The 17,345-nt window shown below is 64.0% G+C and carries 17 protein-coding genes and 2 pseudogenes; 16 read left to right on the top strand and 3 right to left on the bottom strand.

Annotated features, from left to right (window positions below):
* Position 1: 1 nt before the first annotated feature.
* The 10 genes and pseudogenes from rpsR to AC5Y6Y_RS12255 all read left to right on the top strand — a co-directional run bounded on the left by rpsR (position 2) and on the right by AC5Y6Y_RS12255 (position 6,896).
* On the top strand, positions 2–256 hold the full coding sequence (gene rpsR / locus AC5Y6Y_RS12300) for a 30S ribosomal protein S18 (protein ID WP_463826337.1): 255 nt from the start codon (positions 2–4) through the stop codon (positions 254–256).
* 29 nt (positions 257–285) lie between these two features.
* Positions 286–744, top strand: a complete 459-nt coding sequence (gene rplI / locus AC5Y6Y_RS12295; RefSeq protein ID WP_463826338.1) for a 50S ribosomal protein L9 — start codon at positions 286–288, stop codon at positions 742–744.
* A 497-nt stretch (positions 745–1,241) separates the two neighbouring features.
* Positions 1,242–4,319: a replicative DNA helicase gene (locus AC5Y6Y_RS12290; protein WP_473138735.1), complete on the top strand. Its 3,078-nt coding sequence runs from the start codon at positions 1,242–1,244 to the stop codon at positions 4,317–4,319.
* Between the two features lie 468 nt (positions 4,320–4,787).
* A complete protein-coding gene (locus AC5Y6Y_RS12285; RefSeq protein WP_473138736.1) occupies positions 4,788–5,186 on the top strand; it encodes a phytanoyl-CoA dioxygenase family protein in 399 nt (132 codons plus the stop codon).
* The gene (locus AC5Y6Y_RS12280) at positions 5,183–5,461 is read left to right on the top strand and encodes a phytanoyl-CoA dioxygenase family protein (RefSeq protein WP_499930096.1); all 279 of its coding nucleotides are present in this window, start codon (positions 5,183–5,185) and stop codon (positions 5,459–5,461) included. The genes AC5Y6Y_RS12285 and AC5Y6Y_RS12280 overlap by 4 nt, the downstream gene beginning before the upstream one ends.
* Before the next feature lie 176 nt (positions 5,462–5,637).
* Positions 5,638–5,865 carry a hypothetical protein gene (locus AC5Y6Y_RS12275; protein WP_473138737.1) on the top strand — a complete coding sequence of 76 codons (228 nt, stop codon included), beginning with the start codon at positions 5,638–5,640 and terminating at the stop codon, positions 5,863–5,865.
* Positions 5,769–5,993 carry a hypothetical protein gene (locus AC5Y6Y_RS12270; protein ID WP_473138933.1) on the top strand — a complete coding sequence of 75 codons (225 nt, stop codon included), beginning with the start codon at positions 5,769–5,771 and terminating at the stop codon, positions 5,991–5,993. Before AC5Y6Y_RS12275 ends, AC5Y6Y_RS12270 begins: the two co-directional genes overlap by 97 nt.
* Positions 5,890–6,177 (top strand): annotated as a pseudogene (locus AC5Y6Y_RS12265) (zinc-binding dehydrogenase); the annotation flags it as partial. The gene AC5Y6Y_RS12270 and the pseudogene AC5Y6Y_RS12265, both read left to right, overlap by 104 nt.
* Positions 6,178–6,559: 382 nt before the next feature.
* Positions 6,560–6,685 (top strand): annotated as a pseudogene (locus AC5Y6Y_RS12260) (aminotransferase class III-fold pyridoxal phosphate-dependent enzyme); the annotation flags it as partial.
* Positions 6,686–6,713: 28 nt separating this feature from the next.
* On the top strand, positions 6,714–6,896 hold the full coding sequence (locus AC5Y6Y_RS12255; protein WP_473138950.1) for a hypothetical protein: 183 nt from the start codon (positions 6,714–6,716) through the stop codon (positions 6,894–6,896).
* Positions 6,897–7,005: 109 nt separating this feature from the next.
* Here the strand turns inward: AC5Y6Y_RS12255 and AC5Y6Y_RS12250 are convergent, their stop codons facing one another.
* Positions 7,006–7,695, bottom strand: a complete 690-nt coding sequence (locus AC5Y6Y_RS12250) for a transporter (RefSeq protein ID WP_473138739.1) — start codon at positions 7,693–7,695, stop codon at positions 7,006–7,008.
* Positions 7,696–7,946: 251 nt separating this feature from the next.
* Between AC5Y6Y_RS12250 and AC5Y6Y_RS12245 the strand changes: the two genes are divergently transcribed.
* From AC5Y6Y_RS12245 to AC5Y6Y_RS12230, 4 genes are all read left to right on the top strand, one after another.
* A complete protein-coding gene (locus tag AC5Y6Y_RS12245; RefSeq protein ID WP_473138740.1) occupies positions 7,947–9,458 on the top strand; it encodes a flavin-containing monooxygenase in 1,512 nt (503 codons plus the stop codon).
* Positions 9,451–10,368: an alpha/beta fold hydrolase gene (locus AC5Y6Y_RS12240; protein ID WP_473138741.1), complete on the top strand. Its 918-nt coding sequence runs from the start codon at positions 9,451–9,453 to the stop codon at positions 10,366–10,368. Before AC5Y6Y_RS12245 ends, AC5Y6Y_RS12240 begins: the two co-directional genes overlap by 8 nt.
* Positions 10,352–11,740 (top strand): flavin monoamine oxidase family protein, encoded by a 1,389-nt coding sequence (locus tag AC5Y6Y_RS12235; protein ID WP_473138742.1) that lies wholly within the window; start codon positions 10,352–10,354, stop codon positions 11,738–11,740. The genes AC5Y6Y_RS12240 and AC5Y6Y_RS12235 overlap by 17 nt, the downstream gene beginning before the upstream one ends.
* A gap of 124 nt (positions 11,741–11,864) precedes the next feature.
* Positions 11,865–13,013, top strand: a complete 1,149-nt coding sequence (locus AC5Y6Y_RS12230; RefSeq protein ID WP_473138743.1) for a PucR family transcriptional regulator — start codon at positions 11,865–11,867, stop codon at positions 13,011–13,013.
* Positions 13,014–13,234: 221 nt separating this feature from the next.
* Here AC5Y6Y_RS12230 and AC5Y6Y_RS12225 read toward each other — a convergent pair whose 3' ends face one another.
* Both AC5Y6Y_RS12225 and AC5Y6Y_RS12220 read right to left on the bottom strand, forming a co-directional pair.
* A complete protein-coding gene (locus tag AC5Y6Y_RS12225) occupies positions 13,235–14,377 on the bottom strand; it encodes an acyl-CoA dehydrogenase family protein (RefSeq protein WP_463826347.1) in 1,143 nt (380 codons plus the stop codon).
* A 50-nt stretch (positions 14,378–14,427) separates the two neighbouring features.
* Positions 14,428–15,063 (bottom strand): TetR/AcrR family transcriptional regulator, encoded by a 636-nt coding sequence (locus AC5Y6Y_RS12220; RefSeq protein ID WP_463826348.1) that lies wholly within the window; start codon positions 15,061–15,063, stop codon positions 14,428–14,430.
* Between the two features lie 125 nt (positions 15,064–15,188).
* On the opposite strand from AC5Y6Y_RS12220, the gene AC5Y6Y_RS12215 reads away from it, so the two are divergent.
* Positions 15,189–16,271, top strand: a complete 1,083-nt coding sequence (locus AC5Y6Y_RS12215; protein ID WP_473138744.1) for an alpha/beta hydrolase — start codon at positions 15,189–15,191, stop codon at positions 16,269–16,271.
* A 153-nt stretch (positions 16,272–16,424) separates the two neighbouring features.
* Positions 16,425–17,345, top strand: a complete 921-nt coding sequence (locus AC5Y6Y_RS12210; RefSeq protein ID WP_463826350.1) for a ferritin-like domain-containing protein — start codon at positions 16,425–16,427, stop codon at positions 17,343–17,345.

The following is a 17,345-nucleotide window of genomic DNA, read 5'->3' as shown; positions in this document are numbered from 1 at the left end:
CATGGCCAAGTCCACCAAAAGGCGTCCGGCTCCGGAAAAGCCGATCAAAGCGCGCAAATGCGTCTTCTGCGCCAAGAAGGACCAAGCGATCAACTACAAAGACACCAACCTGCTGCGGACCTACATCAGTGAGCGCGGCAAGATCCGGGCGCGCCGGGTCACCGGTAACTGCGTGCAGCACCAGCGCGACATCGCGATCGCGGTGAAGAACGCCCGCGAGGTCGCGCTGCTGCCCTTCACCTCCGCAACGCGCTGAGCGCCGCGCGTCTAACGAAAGTACTCACGATGAAGCTGATTCTCACGGCTGACGTCGACCACCTCGGTTCCGTCGGTGACACAGTCGAGGTCAAGGACGGTTACGGCCGCAACTTCCTGCTGCCCCGCGGTCTGGCGATCGTCGCCTCGCGCGGCGCGCAGCGGCAGGCCGACGACATCCGCCGGTCTCGGGAGACCAAAGCGGTCCGCGACCGCGAGCACGCCAACGAGATCAAGACCGCCATCGAGGCGCTGGGTTCGGTCTCGTTGCCGGTGAAGACCGCCGCCGACGGAGGCAAGCTGTTCGGTTCGGTGACCTCCGGCGATGTGGTGGCCGCCATCAAGAAGGCGGGTGGCCCGAACCTCGACAAGCGGATCGTCCGGCTGCCCAAGGCGCACATCAAGGCCGTCGGCACGCACCCGGTGGTGGTGCACCTACACCCGGAGATCGATGTCGAGGTGTCGCTCGACGTCGTCGCCGAGAGCTAACTTCTGACCTTCCCCGGCACGGTCGTCATCGGCCGTGCCGGGTTTCGCATGCCCGACATCTCGCGGCGCAGACTTCGCGCCGTGTCCCCCTGGCGAACAAAACCGAAGTGCTCTGCGGACAGCCCCCGTAACCGGGCATTTACTTCGCGAAAATCTGGCCGAAAACCAACACGCCCGGCGCGATAACCTGGCCCGACACGCCGACGAGATTGTTGTCCACACCATGCCGCAGGCGGTGTATGCCGGTTAGCAGCGGTGATGTCGTCCTCAGCCATCTCGATACACAGGTTGTCCACAGTCCGCTCAACACGGGTGTCGACGGCTATGCACACGCGATGCACAGCTTCATGAACAAGTGCGCTTTGACCGGGACCCAGCAACGTTTACGTTCGTCGAGGCCAGTCGAGCAGGGGGTGGTGTCGGTGCTTTGACTTACGCTCTGAACGTCAGAGATCGAATGTATGTTCGGTGCCGTAGTCAAAGGGAGGTGACGGCCTGTGGCGGTCGTCGATGACCTGTCGCATCCGGGGATGGATGCTTCGCCACCCAGCGAAGATTACGGCCGGCAGCCGCCGCAAGATCTCGCGGCCGAGCAGTCGGTGCTGGGCGGGATGCTGCTGAGCAAGGACGCCATCGCCGATGTCCTGGAGCGGTTGCGGCCCGGCGACTTCTACCGTCCGGCCCACCAAAACGTCTACGACGCCATCCTGGATCTGTACGGGCGCGGCGAACCTGCCGACGCGGTGACCGTGGCCGCCGAACTCGACCGCCGCGGGTTGTTGCGCCGCATCGGCGGGGCGCCGTATCTGCACACCTTGATCTCGACCGTGCCGACGGCCGCCAACGCGGGCTACTACGCGGGGATCGTCGCCGAGAAGGCCCTGCTGCGCCGCCTGGTCGAGGCCGGCACCCGGGTGGTGCAGTACGGCTACGCCGGTGCCGACGGCGCTGATGTGGCCGAGATCGTGGACCGGGCCCAGGCCGAGATCTACGATGTCGCGGACCGGCGGACCTCGGAAGACTTTGTCCCGCTAGAAAAGTTGTTGCAGCCGACGATGGACGAGATCGATGCCATCGCCTCCAACGGCGGTATCTCGCGTGGTGTGCCGACCGGGTTCACCGAACTCGACGAGGTCACCAATGGACTGCATCCGGGGCAGATGATCATTGTGGCGGCGCGGCCGGGGGTGGGGAAGGCACTGGCACTTGATACGCCGCTGCCCGCACCTGACGGCTGGACCACCATGGGTGACGTCTCGGTCGGTGACTGGCTGCTGGATGCGGACGGCCTTCCAACCCAGGTGACGGCAGCGACTCAGATTTTGTTGGGTCGGCCGTGCTTTGAGATCGAGTTTTCTGACGGCACAACGATCGTCGCCGATGCGCAGCACCTGTGGCCCACCCGTGATGGCGTCCGGGCATCGGCCCAGTTGCGCAGCGGCCTGGACACCATCGCGCCGGCGGGATCGGGACTGCTCGGGCGGCACGTGGCGGTCATGACTCCGGTGTTGCAGATCGTGTCCGTCCGCCGGGTGCCCAGCGTTGCGGTGCGCTGCGTCGAGGTGGACAACGAGGAGCACCTGTACCTGGCCGGCGAGGGGATGGTGCCGACACACAACTCCACCCTCGGGTTGGACTTCATGCGGTCGTGCTCGATCAAGAACCGGATGGCCAGCGTCATCTTCTCGCTGGAAATGAGCAAGTCCGAGATTGTGATGCGTTTGCTGTCAGCGGAGGCAAAGATCAAACTCGCCGACATGCGTTCGGGCCGGATGACCGACGACGACTGGACTCGGCTGGCACGGCGGATGAGTGAGATCAGCGAGGCACCGCTGTACATCGACGACTCGCCGAACCTGACCATGATGGAGATCCGTGCCAAGGCGCGCCGGTTACGGCAGAAAGCCAACCTGAAACTCGTCGTGGTCGACTATCTGCAGCTGATGTCCTCCGGCAAGAAGGTCGAGTCCCGTCAGATCGAAGTGTCCGAGTTCTCCAGGCATCTCAAGCTGTTGGCGAAGGAACTCGAGGTTCCGGTGGTCGCGATCAGTCAGCTCAACCGCGGTCCCGAGCAGCGCACCGACAAGAAACCCATGCTGTCGGACCTCCGTGAGTCGGGGTGCGTCACCGCTGCGACGCGAGTGCTGCGCGCCGACACCGGTGCCGAAGTCACGTTCGGCGAGTTGATGCGCACCGGGGAACGGCCGCTGGTCTGGTCACTGGACGAGCGTTTCCGCATGGTCGCGCGACCGATGACCAACGTGTTCCCGAGCGGGCATAAGGAAGTGTTCCGGCTGCGGCTGGCCTCCGGGCGCGAAATCGAGGCCACCGCCAACCACCCCTTCCTGAAGCTTGAAGGCTGGACAGCGTTGGAAAAGCTCAAGATTGGTGATCGCATCGCGGCGCCGCGGCGGGTGCCGGAACCCGTCGACACCCAGCGGATGGACGATGCCGAGGTAATGCTGCTCGCGCACATGATCGGCGACGGATCGTGCGTGAAGCGGCAACCGATCCGCTATGCATCCACCGACGAGGCGAATCTTGTCGCAGTGACGGTGGCTGCCGCGCACTTCGGCGTGCGGGCCGTCCGCGACGAATATCCGGCGGCACGAGTGACTACCCTGCGGTTGCCGGCACCGCAGCGATTGGCGCGCGGGCGGCGCAACCCGATCGCGGCGTGGCTGGACGGACTCGGGTTGTTCGGAAAGCGCAGCTACGAAAAGTTCGTTCCCGAAGCGGTTTTCCGCGCTCCCAACGATCAGGTGGCGCTGTTCCTGCGGCATCTGTGGGCGACGGACGGTTCGGTGCGCTGGGATGCGACGGCGGGTATTGGGCGCCTTTATTACGCGTCGACGAGCCGGCGTCTCATCGACGATGTAGCGCAATTGCTGCTGCGGGTAGGGGTTTACGCGCGGATCAAGCGCGCGAGAAAGCTGGGCTACCGCGACTCGTGGCACCTGTACATCTATGGCGCGCAGAACCAGGTGCGTTTCCTGAATCATGTCGGTGTGCACGGCGTAAAGGCAGCGGCGGCGCGAGAGGTGTTGTCGCACCTCGACGGGAGAGTCCGTAATCCCAACCTAGACACAGTGCCGGCGGGAGTATGGACGCAGGTCCGGAATGCGTTGTCCGACAAGCGCATGACGCACCGTCAGTTCGCGACCGCGATGGGCACGCACTTCTGCGGATCGACCATGTGGCGGCACTCGCCGAGCCGGGCCCGGTTGCACCGCGCGGCGGCACTACTCGAGGATCGCAATATTCATGCATTGGCGACCAGCGACGTCTACTGGGATGCGGTCGTGGAAATTACGAGCCTAGGCGGACAAGATGTTTACGACGGAACAGTAAGCGGCACACATAATTTCGTTGTGAACGGTATTACAGCACACAACAGTTTGGAACAAGATGCGGACATGGTCATATTGCTCAACCGTCCAGATGCATTCGAACGGGATGACCCGCGCGGGGGAGAAGCGGATTTCATTCTCGCCAAACACCGTAACGGCCCAACCAGGACGGTGACCGTGGCGCACCAGCTGCACTTGTCGCGCTTCGCCAACATGGCGCGGTAAGGGCCGAGCCGAGGTCAGTTGCAGATGGTGCCCGCGGGTTGCGTTCTTAGCCGAGAGAATGAGACGCGACGACTGGCGACGGGGGGCGGTGACCGTGGCAGCAGTGATTCAAAGACCCTGCCCGAGGGTGCTCGAATCCTCAGAGCTGACAACGGTTCCGAGGTAGTGCGGTGCTCTGTAGCCCGGTGATCCCACCAGCACGCCAGAGTACTGAGCCGGCAATCTGATCGAGTTGTTTGGCGCCATCAGTCGTGATGGGCGGCATGCGCTGACCGCGTTCCGGGGTCATGGTCATCTGACGTCCTCGATGCGGCACGTCCACTGGGAGCGGATATACGTCACCCGGGGTAGTGCAATGTGCACCCCTGACACCGAAATCTGCGACGGGATGCTGTAGTCCCGTGGGTCGAGCTTCGCCCATTGTGGAGTCCCCGGATCACACCGACCACAGCAAGGAATGTCGCCGCCATGTCTGCAACTGCCACCGCGAAATTACGCACGATCGCCAGTACCGCTCTGATCGACGAGATTCTGTCGATCGTCCGCGAGGATGGCGGCGTCATCATTCAACGACTTCTCACACCGGATCAAGTCGCACGATTCAATACCGAGATCGACCCGGCTCTGCACGAGCTGAATCCCGGTTCCAAGCACGACAACGAAATCATCGCTGAGTTCCACGGCCGGAACACCAAGCGCCTCACCAACCTGGTCAGCCGAAGCGAGACGTTCCGCCGCGAAGTGATCGATCACGACCTCGTTCATGCGCTTGCCGATGCGGTGTTTCTCGAAGAATCCCGGGTAGCCACAAGTGGGATGACTTCGAGGACCGCGGCACGCGTGAGCAGACCGTTCCAGCCGAGATGAGCGCTGGCGACGCGCTGTTCTTCAGCGGCAAGACCGCCCACGGCGGCGGCGCGAACCGAACTTCCGACGAGTACCGCCGTGCGGTCAGCTTCGCACTCAACCCGGGCTTCCTGGTAGGCGAGGAGGCTTACCCGTTTCTAGTCGACCGCGAACTTGCACGATCACTCCCGCCCCGCGTTCAGAGCCTCATCGGATTCCGCTCGCAATACCCGACCGGCTCTCCGGGACTTTGGCAGGTCGACTACAGCGAGCTCGCGGACTACCTCGACCTCTGACCGATAGTGCGGCCAGACGGGCGGGGACTCCGTATTGCGGTCGGAATCCAACCTCGTTTAGGAGATGTCATGACCATCGAATTCGACGCCGCCGTGTTCCGGACCGCGAACGCGCCACTCACCATCGAAAAAGTTTCGGCCCCTCGACTCCGCCGCCTGGCGACGTACTCGTGCGGATGCAGGCGAGTGGGTTGTGCCACAGCGACCTGCATGTGATCGCCGGTGAATGGGACGCGCCCACCCCCATTGATCCTCAGCCACGAGGGCGCCGGGATCGTCGAGAGCGTCGGGGAGGGCAGTCACGACGCTGGCGCCCGGCGATCATGTTGTCCTCTCCTGGACGCCCTCGTGTCGCCGGTGCCGCTACTGCGTCAGCGACCGGCCCGTCTTGTGCGACATGGTGAGCCAGGCATTGTGGCGGCGTCGGGCTGAATGCGATTCAGGGTGCTCGTCTCGTCGGCGCGCAGAAGATCATCGCTGCCGATATCTCCAACGAAAAGCTCAACCACGTAAGCATTTTCGGAGTCACTGAGGTCATCAACAGCGCCCGCCACGATCTGGCGGCGAAGGTCGCGCACTTCACTGACGGTCGGGGCGTGGAAGTCGCGATTGAGGCCATCGGGCTGCCGCAGACCATCGAGGCCGCCTACGCCGTGTTGGCCCGCGGCGGCACTGCCGTGGTCGCCGGCCAAGTGGCGGACGGCGTGACGGTCACGATCGATCCGTTTGTCATGTCCGGCCAGGAGCTTTCGCTCATCGGCTCGAACTATGGTTCAGCAAGGCCGACGCCGATTTCCCCATGCTCGTCGAGCACTACATGCACAGACGCATCGATCTCGACTCACTCATCACTCGGGTCATCGACCTGGAAGACATCAGCGAGGGGTTCGACGAGATGAAGCGTGGCGTCGGAATTCGTTCAGTGATCGAATACTGATGAACATCTCGTCCGCCCGCCGGAAGCCTGCAGAAGAACAAGCAAGGGAGTCGCGCGGTGGCGTTCAATAGTTCGCGTCTTGCCTTCGAGCGTGCTCGTCGCAGTCTCGGCGGGGGAGTAGGGTCCGGTCTTCGCGCCGCCATGCGCCCCACCCGCTTTTCGTGCGGGTGCGCGGCGCGTACGTCTGGGACTTGGACGGTGACCGCTACGTCGACTACCTGATGACTTGTGGCCCAATACTTCTCGGGCACAGTGATCCGCGCATCGTGGATGCCGTCCGACAGGTTGTCGGTGCGATGCAGGTGGTCTGCCGGCATGTGCGATCGGCACGGAGTTGTGCTCATCTTCGACGAAGTGATCGCCGGATTCCGGCTGGCCGGTGGCGGCACCGCCGAGAATACGTTGTGCTGCCGGATCTTTCGGTGTTCGGCCAGGCGATGGCAGGTGGATCCACCCAGAGCGGCGTCGTCGGCCGCACCGAGCGCACCCCTCCGCTGATGTCGAGGCGACCGCCGAGACTCTCAATCACATACTCCGACAACCCCACTGAAGAAATGAGATCGTTGGTCAGAGCCGGTAAAGATGCTGTACTCCACGCTGCCGATCTTCATGACAGTGCAGTCACTTTCTGATCCGGCTTCGCATCGGCGGAAATGTTGTGGGTGTGCATTGCGCGGTAGGCGAGGTAGTAGACCAAGCCCTGAGCGCCCCACGTCGTCAGCGCGGCGGTGTAGAAGATCGTGCGAAGTTCGTCGTCGAAGGGGAGCGGAAAGAAGTCGTAGGTGACCGCGATCGCGGTCCCCGCAGCCGTGACCAACGCCGCCCAGCCGGCAAGATGCTTGACGCCGATGCCCCACAGCCGCGTCACGAAGTACGCGAGGAACAGCGTGGTGAGCAGGTTCATCACGACGAAGAAGCTGGCGGGGCCGACGTGCAGCGTCGAGTGGTCCAGCCCGCCCAGGACGAGTCCGCCCACAACGGCGAGCCCGAACGCGCCGACCTCGACCGCCAGGGTCGGCTTGTACCGGTGGGTCACCACCATCAGGCCTAACACCGGGACGAGTGTGAAGCCGAACGACCGGGAGAACGCGTCGAGGAAGAAGGCGACGGAAAACGGGACGTTGCCGGCTTCGGGGCCGAGCAGCGAGCCAACGAGGAAGTTTGTCGCCGATACACCGACGACCATGCATTCGAGGCCGAGCAGCCAGTTGCCGTAGTTGCGGAGGAACTTCCAGCCGCACAAGAAGCCGACGACGATCAGCCGCACATCGGACAGGAGGAACGCGATGTCCTTCATTTGCCAGGGTTCCTTTCAAGATTCAGGTGCCTCTACTGTCGCCGGCTGGTCACTGCGGTCACAACGACACTGCGCACCTGTTCAGGGGCGCACCAAGGGCACCGTGCACCCGTCAGACACCCCGGTACCGCTCCCGGTGCACCATGCACTCGCTCGGACGAAAGGAGGTGCGCAACGTCGTAGTGAGCAACGCCATACCTCAGCCACTGTGGACGTCACGAAGTCACCAGAACGACGAGGAGTTGGCAGCCATGACAACTGAGGTATTGGGCGAGGTCGAGGAGTTCGACGTCGTCATCATCGGAGCGGGAATCTCGGGAATCGGCGCGGCAACGTATTTCACCCGCGAGCTTCCGGACAAGTCCCTCGTCGTGTTGGAGGGCCGCGACAACATCGGCGGCACATGGGATCTCTTCCGCTACCCGGGCATCCGCTCCGACTCCGACCTGCACACCTTCGGGTACGAGTTCAAGCCGTGGCGCCACGAGTCGGCGATCGCCGACGCACACCTGATCCGGGAGTACCTCCAGGAAACGGTCGACGAGAACAACCTGGCGGGCCTCATCAAGTTCCGGCACCGCGTCGCACAGTCCGAATGGTCCTCGACGGACTCGAAGTGGACGCTCACCGTCGAAGCGACAGACCCCGTCACCGGCTGGACTGCCACGAAGACGATCCGCACTGGGTGGGTTTTCGCGGCCACTGGTTACTACCGCTACGACCAGGGGTTCGCTCCGGAGTTTGCCGGCCGCGACGACTTCGAAGGGCTGGTGGTGCACCCCCAACACTGGCCGGACAACCTCGACTACCGCGGCAAGAAGGTCGTCATCATCGGCAGCGGCGCGACCGCGGTCACGATGGTGCCGGCGATGTTGACCGGCGCTGGTGCGGCCCAACACGTGACGATGCTGCAGCGCACTCCGACCTACATCATGCCGATTCCCCGGGTCGACAGCGTCGCGGTCGCGCTCACGAAACTCCTGGGCGCTAAACGTGGATACGCCGTGACTCGGTTCAAGAACATCTGGATCGAACGCGGGATCGTCAAGGGGCTTCGGATGTTCCCGCACGCTGGGCGAAAGCTGATTCGCCGCGCGAACATCAAGCGACTCCCCGAGGGTTTCGACGTCGACAAGCACTTCAACCCGCCCTACAACCCATGGGACCAGCGACTGTGTGCAGCGCCCGACGGCGACTTCTTCGACGCGATCAAGGACGGCAGCGCCTCGGTGGTCACTGACTCCATCGTGCGGTTCAGCAAGCACGGAATCGTCGTGAAGTCGGGCGAAGAGCTCGAAGCCGACATCATCGTGACCGCCACCGGACTGAACCTGCAACTGTTCGACGGAATGCCGATCGTGGTCGACGGGCAGCAGGTGGACCTCGCCGACTCCTTCGCCTATCGCGGGATGCTTCTGAGCGGAATCCCCAACTGGGCGATGGCCATTGGCTACACGACGTCGTCCTGGACTCTCAAGGTGAGCCTGATGTGCCGCTACTTCATCGACCTCGTCAAGCACATGGATGCCCATGGCTACGACCGGGCGGTCCCGGTTCCGCTGCCCGGAATGGATCGCAGGCCTGTGATGGACCTTCAATCCGGCTACGCCAAGCGCGGGGCGAAGTTCCTACCGAAGCAGGGCGCGGTCGCCCCGTGGCGGATGGCGATGTCGTACCAGGAGGACGCCAAGGCGCTGCGCGGTCCGGTCGCCGACGAGCACCTCGAGTTCGGCGTCAGCGAGAGGGCACAGGCCTATGTCTGACTCAGACCGGTACGCAAACCTCTCATCCGGAGTGACGATCTGCTTCCGTGAGTCCGGAGACAAGGCCGACCCCGCGATCCTGCTCATCGCCGGGCTAGGGGAGGACCTTACCTTCTGGACCGAGTCATTCGTCGGATCGCTTGTCGGCCAGGGTTTTCGGGTCCTTCGCATGGATAACCGGGACATCGGCCAGTCCACGTTCGCGAGCAGCCCGCCCCCCTCGATCTGGCGCCGGGTGTTCGCGCGCCCCCGCAGCGACGCCTACACGCTGGCGGACATGGCAACTGACTGTGTTGAATTGCTCGACCATCTCGGGATCGCGCAAATTCACCTCGTCGGACGATCGATGGGCGGCATGATCGCGCAGACGATCGCGGCGACGAAACCGGAGCGGGTGCTGTCCCTGACGTCCATTTTCTCGACCACCGGCGCGCGCAAAGTCGGCCGGCCTGCGCTGTCGACGATGCGACTGCTCCTCGCTGCGCCGGCCAAGACCAGAACTGCAGCCGTGCGCAACCACCTGCAGATCACTCGGCACATCGCCGGAACGGCGTACCCCATCGACGACGCCGCGGAAGCAGCCGTCGCAGCGCGTGGTTGGGATCGGTGCGCCGGGGACCAGGCCGCCGGAATCGCCCGCCAGATTCAGGCGATCCAGGCATCCGGCGACCGGACCGAACAGTTGCGCAGGATCACTGCACCGACCGTGGTCATCAACGGTGATCGCGACGTCTTGGTGAACCCCAGTGGCGGCGCAGCCACCGTGCAGGCAATCCGCTCGGCCCAGCATGTCGTCATTCCCGGGATGGGCCATCACATTCCCGAGGCCCTCGTCGATCCGATCGCCCAATACGTCTCACAACATGCAGACCGCGTGAACCAAGGAGGGAATCATGTCGAAATCTCGTGAAAGCAGTTCCGGCGCCCCGACTGTCGATGTCGTCATCGTCGGTGCGGGGTTCGCCGGCTTGAGTGCAGCAGAGCGCCTGGTCAGCATGGGGCTTTCAGTCATAGTTGTCGAAGGTCGGGACCGGGTCGGGGGTCGATCGTTCTCCGGTGAGGTCGCTGGCGTCGAGGTGGACCTCGGGGCAACGTGGGTTTCGCCGCGGCACACCGCAATCCGCGACCTCGCCAAGCGAATGGGATGCACGACGACCGGTCAGTTCAACGAAGGCCGCAACGTCCTGTGGATGGCCGGTCGCCGTCGCACGTACAAGGGCACCATCCCTGCCGTCTCCCCGGCAGTCTTGGTCGACATGGCCCGCATCCAGCGGGCGCTGGAAAAGTTGGTACGGACCGTCAACGTCGATGCCGCCTGGGAGTCCCCGGACGCCGTCCAACTCGACGCCGTCTCGTTCGGTGAATGGCTCGATCGCAAAAGGGCGCTGTCCAGTACTCGTGCGCTGATGGCGATTGTCAGCAAGGTGCAGTGGGGCTGCAGCCCGGCAGACGTCTCGCTGCTTCACGTACTGCGCTACATCCGCGCCGCAGGGGGGCTCAGCCATATGCTCGACGTCGAGAACGGGGCCAATCAGGACCGAATCACCGAAACCACTCAGGAGATCGCCAAGCGGCTCGCCGAGCGGCTCGGTGACCGAATTGTCGTAGATGCTCCGGTTCGCCGTATCACTCAAGACGACAACGGCGCAACCGTCCAGACCGACTCGGCAACAATCAGAGCCAAGTACGCCATCGTCACGGTCGCCCCGCCGCACCGCGCCGACATCGAGTTCCAGCCTGCGCTTCCAGAGAAAGCTGCGGGACTCACGAGAACCTGGCCCATGGGCGCGCTCAGCAAGGCGTTCGTTGCCTATGAAAAGCCATTCTGGCGGGCTGACGGGCTTTCGGGTGAAGGGCTTACCGACACCGGAACGGCGTTCATCACCTTCGATGTCTCGCCGGACGACAGTGGACCCGGAATCCTGATGGTGTTCTGCTCCCCGCGCGTGTTCGACGGCTTCAGTCCCGAGATGCGGCGCAGCCGAGTGATCCAACAGCTGGCCGACTTGTACGGCCCACAGGCGATGACCCCCATCGATTACATCGACCACTGCTGGGGCACAGATGCGTTCGCCCCTGGTGGACCGCACCCCGCCGCGCCTCCCTATGCGTCCGTGAGCTACGGCAGCGCCCTCACCGACCCGCACGGGCGGATTTACTGGGCTGGCACCGAAACCGCAGGCGAGTGGGCCGGAACCATGAATGGTGCCATTCTCGCTGGCCTGCGGGCCGCAGAACGGGTCGCCGGGCTGGTCAGCGTCGAGGAAAAGGCGTCGGTGTAAGCGCCTCGTCCCGCACGGTCAGGGGAGACTTGTCGGTATGGAGGATTTGTGGCCCCTGCCCACCGTCGAGGCCGCTGACGCAATCCGAACACTGTGTCAGCGGCTCTTGACGGAGACGGATGCGATGACTGAGGTCATCGCGGGGGCCGCACTCATGGCGCAGTACGAGCCTGCCCTGCTTCCGGATGCGTCGCTGGTCGAGGAGGACCGCCACCTCAACCGCTCCGATCTCGTCCAGTGGCTGACGTCGAACATCCAGCAACCGGGGCGAAGGGTCGAACCTTACATCGGCCCGAGGATAGCGGAGTACATCCGCGACCTCGTTTCCCGCGGCATCGCACCGGATTTCGCGGGAGGATGGCGGGTGGCGCTCGGTGTCGGCTGGCGCCGATGGCTCGAAGAATGCGTGTCGCATTGCACAGACCCTGACCTCCTCGTGGAGGTTCTCGACGTGTCGGCGAAGTCGTTGGTGCAGTACGCCCTCGACTCGGTCTCTGCCCTGCGTGAGGCCAGCCTTGCGGCCGCGATGGGTAATGCGAGTGCCGACGCGATTGCGCTGATACAGCTGATCGCCAGTGGGGCCCCCATGACCGAGGACCTCGCGGAAGGGCGGCTGAGGTACCGGTTGGCCCGCTCGCACGTGGGACTCGTCGTATGGACCGACGATCTTCAGCGGGCCGACGCGTTGGACGACGTGGTCGCGGCCGTGCGTTCCGCTTCGGCGGGGGGAAGCGCCCTGATAGCCCGCGCAAGTGCTGCGTCGCGTTGGATCTGGCTATCCGGGACCGCGACACCTGACGTCCGCCACGTCGAGAAGATCGTGGCGAAGGCAGCGGATATTCGAGCGGCCGTCGGAAGGCCGGGAAAAGGACTCGACGGGTTCAGGTCCAGCCACCAGGACGCCCTCGCGGCTCAGGCGCTGATCGTTCGGCTCGGATCCGACCGGCGCTTTACGGCGTACGCAGACGTCGAGCTCATCGACAGCATTACGACGGACCCCGCCAGCGCACGACGGTTCGTCACCAAGACTCTCGGCGCGTTGGCCGAAGCAGACGAAGCGTTGCGGCTGGCGCTGCTGACCTACGTGCAGTGCGGCTTCAACACCACTCGGGCGGCGGCCAACCTCTATGCGCACCGAAACACCGTCGAGCGCCGGGTGTCGCGTGCTAATGAACTCTCCGTGGTCAAAGTGGAAGACAACCCCACACACGTCGCCGCGGCACTCTTGGTGCTGGATATTGCGCCCAATATCGCGACGACCATGCCCTCCTGATTGCACGAGACGGGGCGTCAAGATGACACCGCGAACAGCATCCGCAGGCGTATACCACCGGCAGGTAGGGAGCGGTCGACCTAACACTGGCCGCTACTGTGTAGACTCCGCCAGAGACGACACCATCGTGAGCGCAACGCCTGTCGCGCTGCCACCCGCTTGGCTCCCGCGGTCGCGGTTTCGTAAAGCTGGCGAATATCAGGTAGGAAGCACCGGCCGCTTCACAACGTCCGCGCGATGATCTCTTTCATGATTTCGTTCGTGCCGGCGTAGATCATCTGCACCCGGTTGTCCGCCCACATACGGGCGATCGGGTATTCGGTCATGTAGCCGTAGCCGCCGTGCAGCTGCAGGCACTGGTCGGCGACGTTCATGGCTCGTTCGGTGGTCCACCACTTGGCCATGGCGACGGTCGGGATGTCGAGTTCGCCGCGTAGGTGTTTGGTGATGCAGTCGTCGAGGAAGACGCGCGCGATCTTGGTCTCGGTGGCAGCTTCGGCGAGTTTGAACTTGGTGTTCTGGAATCCAAAAATCGGCTTGCCGAAGGCTTGTCGGCTCTTGGTGTACGCAATGGTCTGCGCGACAGCCGATTCCATTCCAGCAACCGATCCCACGGCGATGATGAGGCGTTCCTGGGGCAGCTGCTGCATCAGCTGGATGAAGCCCTGCCCTTCGGTGTCGCCCAGCAGGTTGGTGGTGGGGATGCGCACGTCGTCGAAGAACAACTCCGAGGTGTCCTGGCCTTTCTGGCCGATCTTGTCCAGCACGCGACCGCGGCGGAACCCGGGCCGGTCGCCCTCGACGAGCACCAGCGAGATACCGCTGGCGGCTTCGTTGACCGAGGTTTTGACGACGGTGATGATGAGGTCGGCCTGAGAGCCGTTGGTGATGAACGTTTTCGAGCCGTTGACGACGTACTCGTCCCCGTCGCGGATGGCCCGGGTCTTGACGTTCTGCAGATCCGATCCGGTGCCCGGCTCGGTCATCGCGATGGCGCCGACGACTTCGCCGGAGGCCATCCGCGGCAGCCACGTCTGCTTCTGCTCTTCGGTGCCGTAGGCCAGCAGGTAATGCGCGACGATGGTGTTGTGCAGGCTCACTCCCCAGGAGGTGTCCGCAATGCGGGCCTGTTCCTCGATGAGAACCGCTTCGTGGGCAAAGGTTCCGCCGCCCCCGCCGTACTCCTCGGGGATCGACATGCACAGCAGGCCGACCTCTCCGGCCTTGGTCCACAGGTCCCGGTCGACGTGGTGTTGGTCGATGAACTTCTCGACGTTGGGTGTGACCTCCTTGGCGAGGAAGTCACGGACCAGGTCGCGTAGTCCGTCGAGTTCTTCGGTCATCCAAGCCGAGCGGTGCGCCATGAAAATTCCTATTCTCGTACAGGTTTGATGCGGGATGGGTGGTGCCAGGGCTAGGTGCTGAGCCCGAGCAGGGGCGGTAACAGATAGCGGCGGGCGAAGCTGCGTGCCGCGTCGTCGTCGCCGAGGGCGATGTGCTGGGAGGGCGTGAGCACGAACGACAGACAGATCCGCACGGTCACTTCGGCGATCTCGAGGAGTTCCAGTTGCGTGCGGTCGTCGTGCGGCAGTTCCGAGGACAGTTGGCGGGCCAGGAACGCCGACGCCGTCTGCATGGTGCTGGACCCCTCAGTGGTCAGGAAGGGCAGTACCGCTTCGGGCTCGGTCGCCAGCAGGCGCTGCAACAGGGTGTGTTCGCGCAACGTGTTGAGGACGAAGACGAACCCTTCGACGAACTTGTCCTCGACGGTGGACTGCTGGCCTGCGTAACTGTTCAGCTCCCGCAGGAACGTCTCGAGTTCGCGAACCAGGACCGCCTCGATGATCGCGTCCTTGCTGGAGAAATACCGGTAGAGGGTGACCCGCGACAGCCCGGAGCGACGGGTGATGTCCTCCACCGTGGACCGGTTGATGCCGAACACCTCGAACTGGCTCAGCGCGGAGTCCAGAATGCGCTCAGCGGTGGTTCCTTCGGCCGGTATCGATCCGACTTTCTGCACCGCCTTGGCGAGTAGCCCGGTGTACCTCACCGCCGCACCACCCGATTTGAAACAAACACACCGATAATGTTACATCGATACATATGCAACACAACGATGTAGTGCATCGGCCGAGTCGGCAGAGTAGAGCTCTGTTTGCGCTCAGCCGTTCGACGATGCGGCCGTTGGCCGGCGTGCTGCCCGGCAACCCGATGGGCGTGGCCGGTCTGGACGCGACGCTGCGGGTGTTCCTGGCGGCGGCGTCCGCGCCGCGGCGGGGGCTGCGCATCGAACCTGTCGACATGTCTGGCGTGGACGGCCGGATCCGTGGCGAATGGGTCTGTGCGGCCGGAGTCGATCCCGGCGGGCCTGCGGTGCTCTACATTCACGGCGGCGCCTTCGTGGCGTGCTCCCCGCGGACCCATCGCGGGCTGATCGGCGAGTTGTCCGCCGCGGCCGGCCGTCCGGTTTTCGCCGTCGAATATCGCAAGGCACCGCTGTACCCCTTCCCGCACGCGGTGGACGACGCCGTACGGGCCTACCGGTGGTTGACAGCATCGGGGCGGCCAGTGGCGGTGGCCGGCGATTCTGCCGGCGGCCAATTGGCCGTGGCCACCACCCTGGCAGCGCGCCGGCAAGGTCTGCCGGCTCCCACCGCGGTGCTGTTGTTCTCGCCCGCGCTGGATCTGACCGGTGGCCTCGCGGTCAGCAGGGATCGCCGCCGACGTGACGCCTTCGCCCCGGCGCGGCGGGTGGGAGCGACGTTCGCGTTCTACATCGGCGAGGCGGACCCTCGCCACGAGTTGCTGGATGTGCTCAATGCCGACGTCGACGGATTTCCGCCGACGATGATCCATGTCGGCGGCACCGAAATGCTGCTTGACGATGCCCGTTCGTTCGCTGCCCGGCTGGGGGCGGCCGGCGCGGCGGTCAGCCTGCACGTCGCGCGGGGACAAATACATGTCTTCCCTGCCATGTTCCGCGCCATTCCCGAAGCGCGGACCGCGCTGCGGCACAGCGGCGACTTCTTGGCCGCTGCCCTCGCGCCCGGGCGCTGCGACCCGCCGCAGGCGGTCCCGCCTGCCCAAAGAGTTGCTGCCCGGGGGCGATTGCGACGAGGCGTGCAGAACCTGCGCGGCCGCAATGTTCTCCGGCATCCGAAAGGGGTTGCCGCAACGCCTGATTCAGGCACGCTCCAGCACGTCATCCGCACGGCGGCGGCGGACGAGGCCCTTCCGCAGACCGTCCGCGAGCGATAGTGCCATTAGCTGTTGGCACATTGACAAATGGCAGAGTCCGTGGTGGGCTCGGGACATGACGGTTCCCGTCCGAATGCCGCTCGGTCCTTGTTCGCGGCCGGTTCGGCACTGCAGGCCGATCTCCGAGTGAATCCCCGAAAGGACTGATTGATCGTGGCGATGGATCTGGACAGCATGTTGCAAAAGATCAAAGACAAGCAGTGGGCCCTGGTCGATATCGACTGGGACGCACCGGGAGCCGAGCTGATCGATCCGGAGTTGTGGGCCAAGCTCAAGCCGTTCATGAGTGACCTGATGTGGATCGAGAACGTCGGTGCCCGTGGTTTCGCCGCGTTAGCCAAGAAGGCACCCAACCCGACGCTGAAGAGCATCTACCAGCATTTCCATGCCGAAGAGCAGAAGCACGCCAACGCCGAACTCGCGCTGATGCGTCGGTGGGGGATGCTCGATGACGACGAGATCCCGGCGCCGAATGTCAACGTGCAGTTGATCATCAACTTCCTGGACAAGCACGCCGACGATCTGAAACTGCCCTTTCTCGGCACGGTGATTCCGATGCTCGAGGTGGCGCTGGACGGGGCCCTGATCAAGTTCATCACCGACGAGATCAAGGACCCGGTGGCCCAAGAGGTGTTTCAACGGATCAACTCGGACGAGTCCCGGCATTTGGCAGTCGACTTCGAGGTGATCGATCTGCTGGGACACGCCACCATGCGCAAGATGCTCATCGACACCGCCGCAGGCTGGCTCAACCCCCAGATCCTGGTCGGCATCTTCAGCTATTTCGCGCTGCTGAACAAGATGCGCGACAACATCGTTGCGATGGGCGTCAACGAACAACGCCTGAACGCAGCGGTACGCCGATTCCAAAGTGTCGGTGAGCGAAGCGCTTTCGCCCGCAAGCTGCCGATGTATCGGCTTGTCGCCTGGCACGGCAAGAAGGTGATCGACCGCACCTCCAAGTACCACTGGTTCGCCGATTCGTTGGTCAAGGTCACCAGTGTCATCCCGATGCCCCTGGTGCACCGCACACCCACCTGGTCGCAGGAACTCACCTACGAACCAGTCGCCTGA

It is taken from the genome of Mycobacterium sp. NGS24 (genome assembly GCF_059813065.1).
This window is presented reverse-complemented; position numbering and strand designations above follow the sequence as displayed.

Excerpts from the sequence above, each read along its gene's own strand:
- AC5Y6Y_RS12280 (WP_499930096.1), top strand. The coding sequence starts at position 5,183 with ATGAGCGCTGGCGACGCGCTGTTCTTCAGCGGCAAGACCGCCCACGGC.
- AC5Y6Y_RS12215 (WP_473138744.1), top strand. The coding sequence starts at position 15,189 with ATGCGGCCGTTGGCCGGCGTGCTGCCCGGCAACCCGATGGGCGTGGCC.
- rpsR (WP_463826337.1), top strand. The coding sequence starts at position 2 with ATGGCCAAGTCCACCAAAAGGCGTCCGGCTCCGGAAAAGCCGATCAAA.
- AC5Y6Y_RS12235 (WP_473138742.1), top strand. The coding sequence starts at position 10,352 with ATGTCGAAATCTCGTGAAAGCAGTTCCGGCGCCCCGACTGTCGATGTC.
- AC5Y6Y_RS12240 (WP_473138741.1), top strand. The coding sequence starts at position 9,451 with ATGTCTGACTCAGACCGGTACGCAAACCTCTCATCCGGAGTGACGATC.
- AC5Y6Y_RS12275 (WP_473138737.1), top strand. The coding sequence starts at position 5,638 with ATGCAGGCGAGTGGGTTGTGCCACAGCGACCTGCATGTGATCGCCGGT.
- rplI (WP_463826338.1), top strand. The coding sequence starts at position 286 with ATGAAGCTGATTCTCACGGCTGACGTCGACCACCTCGGTTCCGTCGGT.
- AC5Y6Y_RS12225 (WP_463826347.1), bottom strand. The coding sequence starts at position 14,377 with ATGGCGCACCGCTCGGCTTGGATGACCGAAGAACTCGACGGACTACGC.
- AC5Y6Y_RS12245 (WP_473138740.1), top strand. The coding sequence starts at position 7,947 with ATGACAACTGAGGTATTGGGCGAGGTCGAGGAGTTCGACGTCGTCATC.
- AC5Y6Y_RS12285 (WP_473138736.1), top strand. The coding sequence starts at position 4,788 with ATGTCTGCAACTGCCACCGCGAAATTACGCACGATCGCCAGTACCGCT.
- AC5Y6Y_RS12230 (WP_473138743.1), top strand. The coding sequence starts at position 11,865 with ATGACTGAGGTCATCGCGGGGGCCGCACTCATGGCGCAGTACGAGCCT.
- AC5Y6Y_RS12255 (WP_473138950.1), top strand. The coding sequence starts at position 6,714 with ATGTGCGATCGGCACGGAGTTGTGCTCATCTTCGACGAAGTGATCGCC.
- AC5Y6Y_RS12250 (WP_473138739.1), bottom strand. The coding sequence starts at position 7,695 with ATGAAGGACATCGCGTTCCTCCTGTCCGATGTGCGGCTGATCGTCGTC.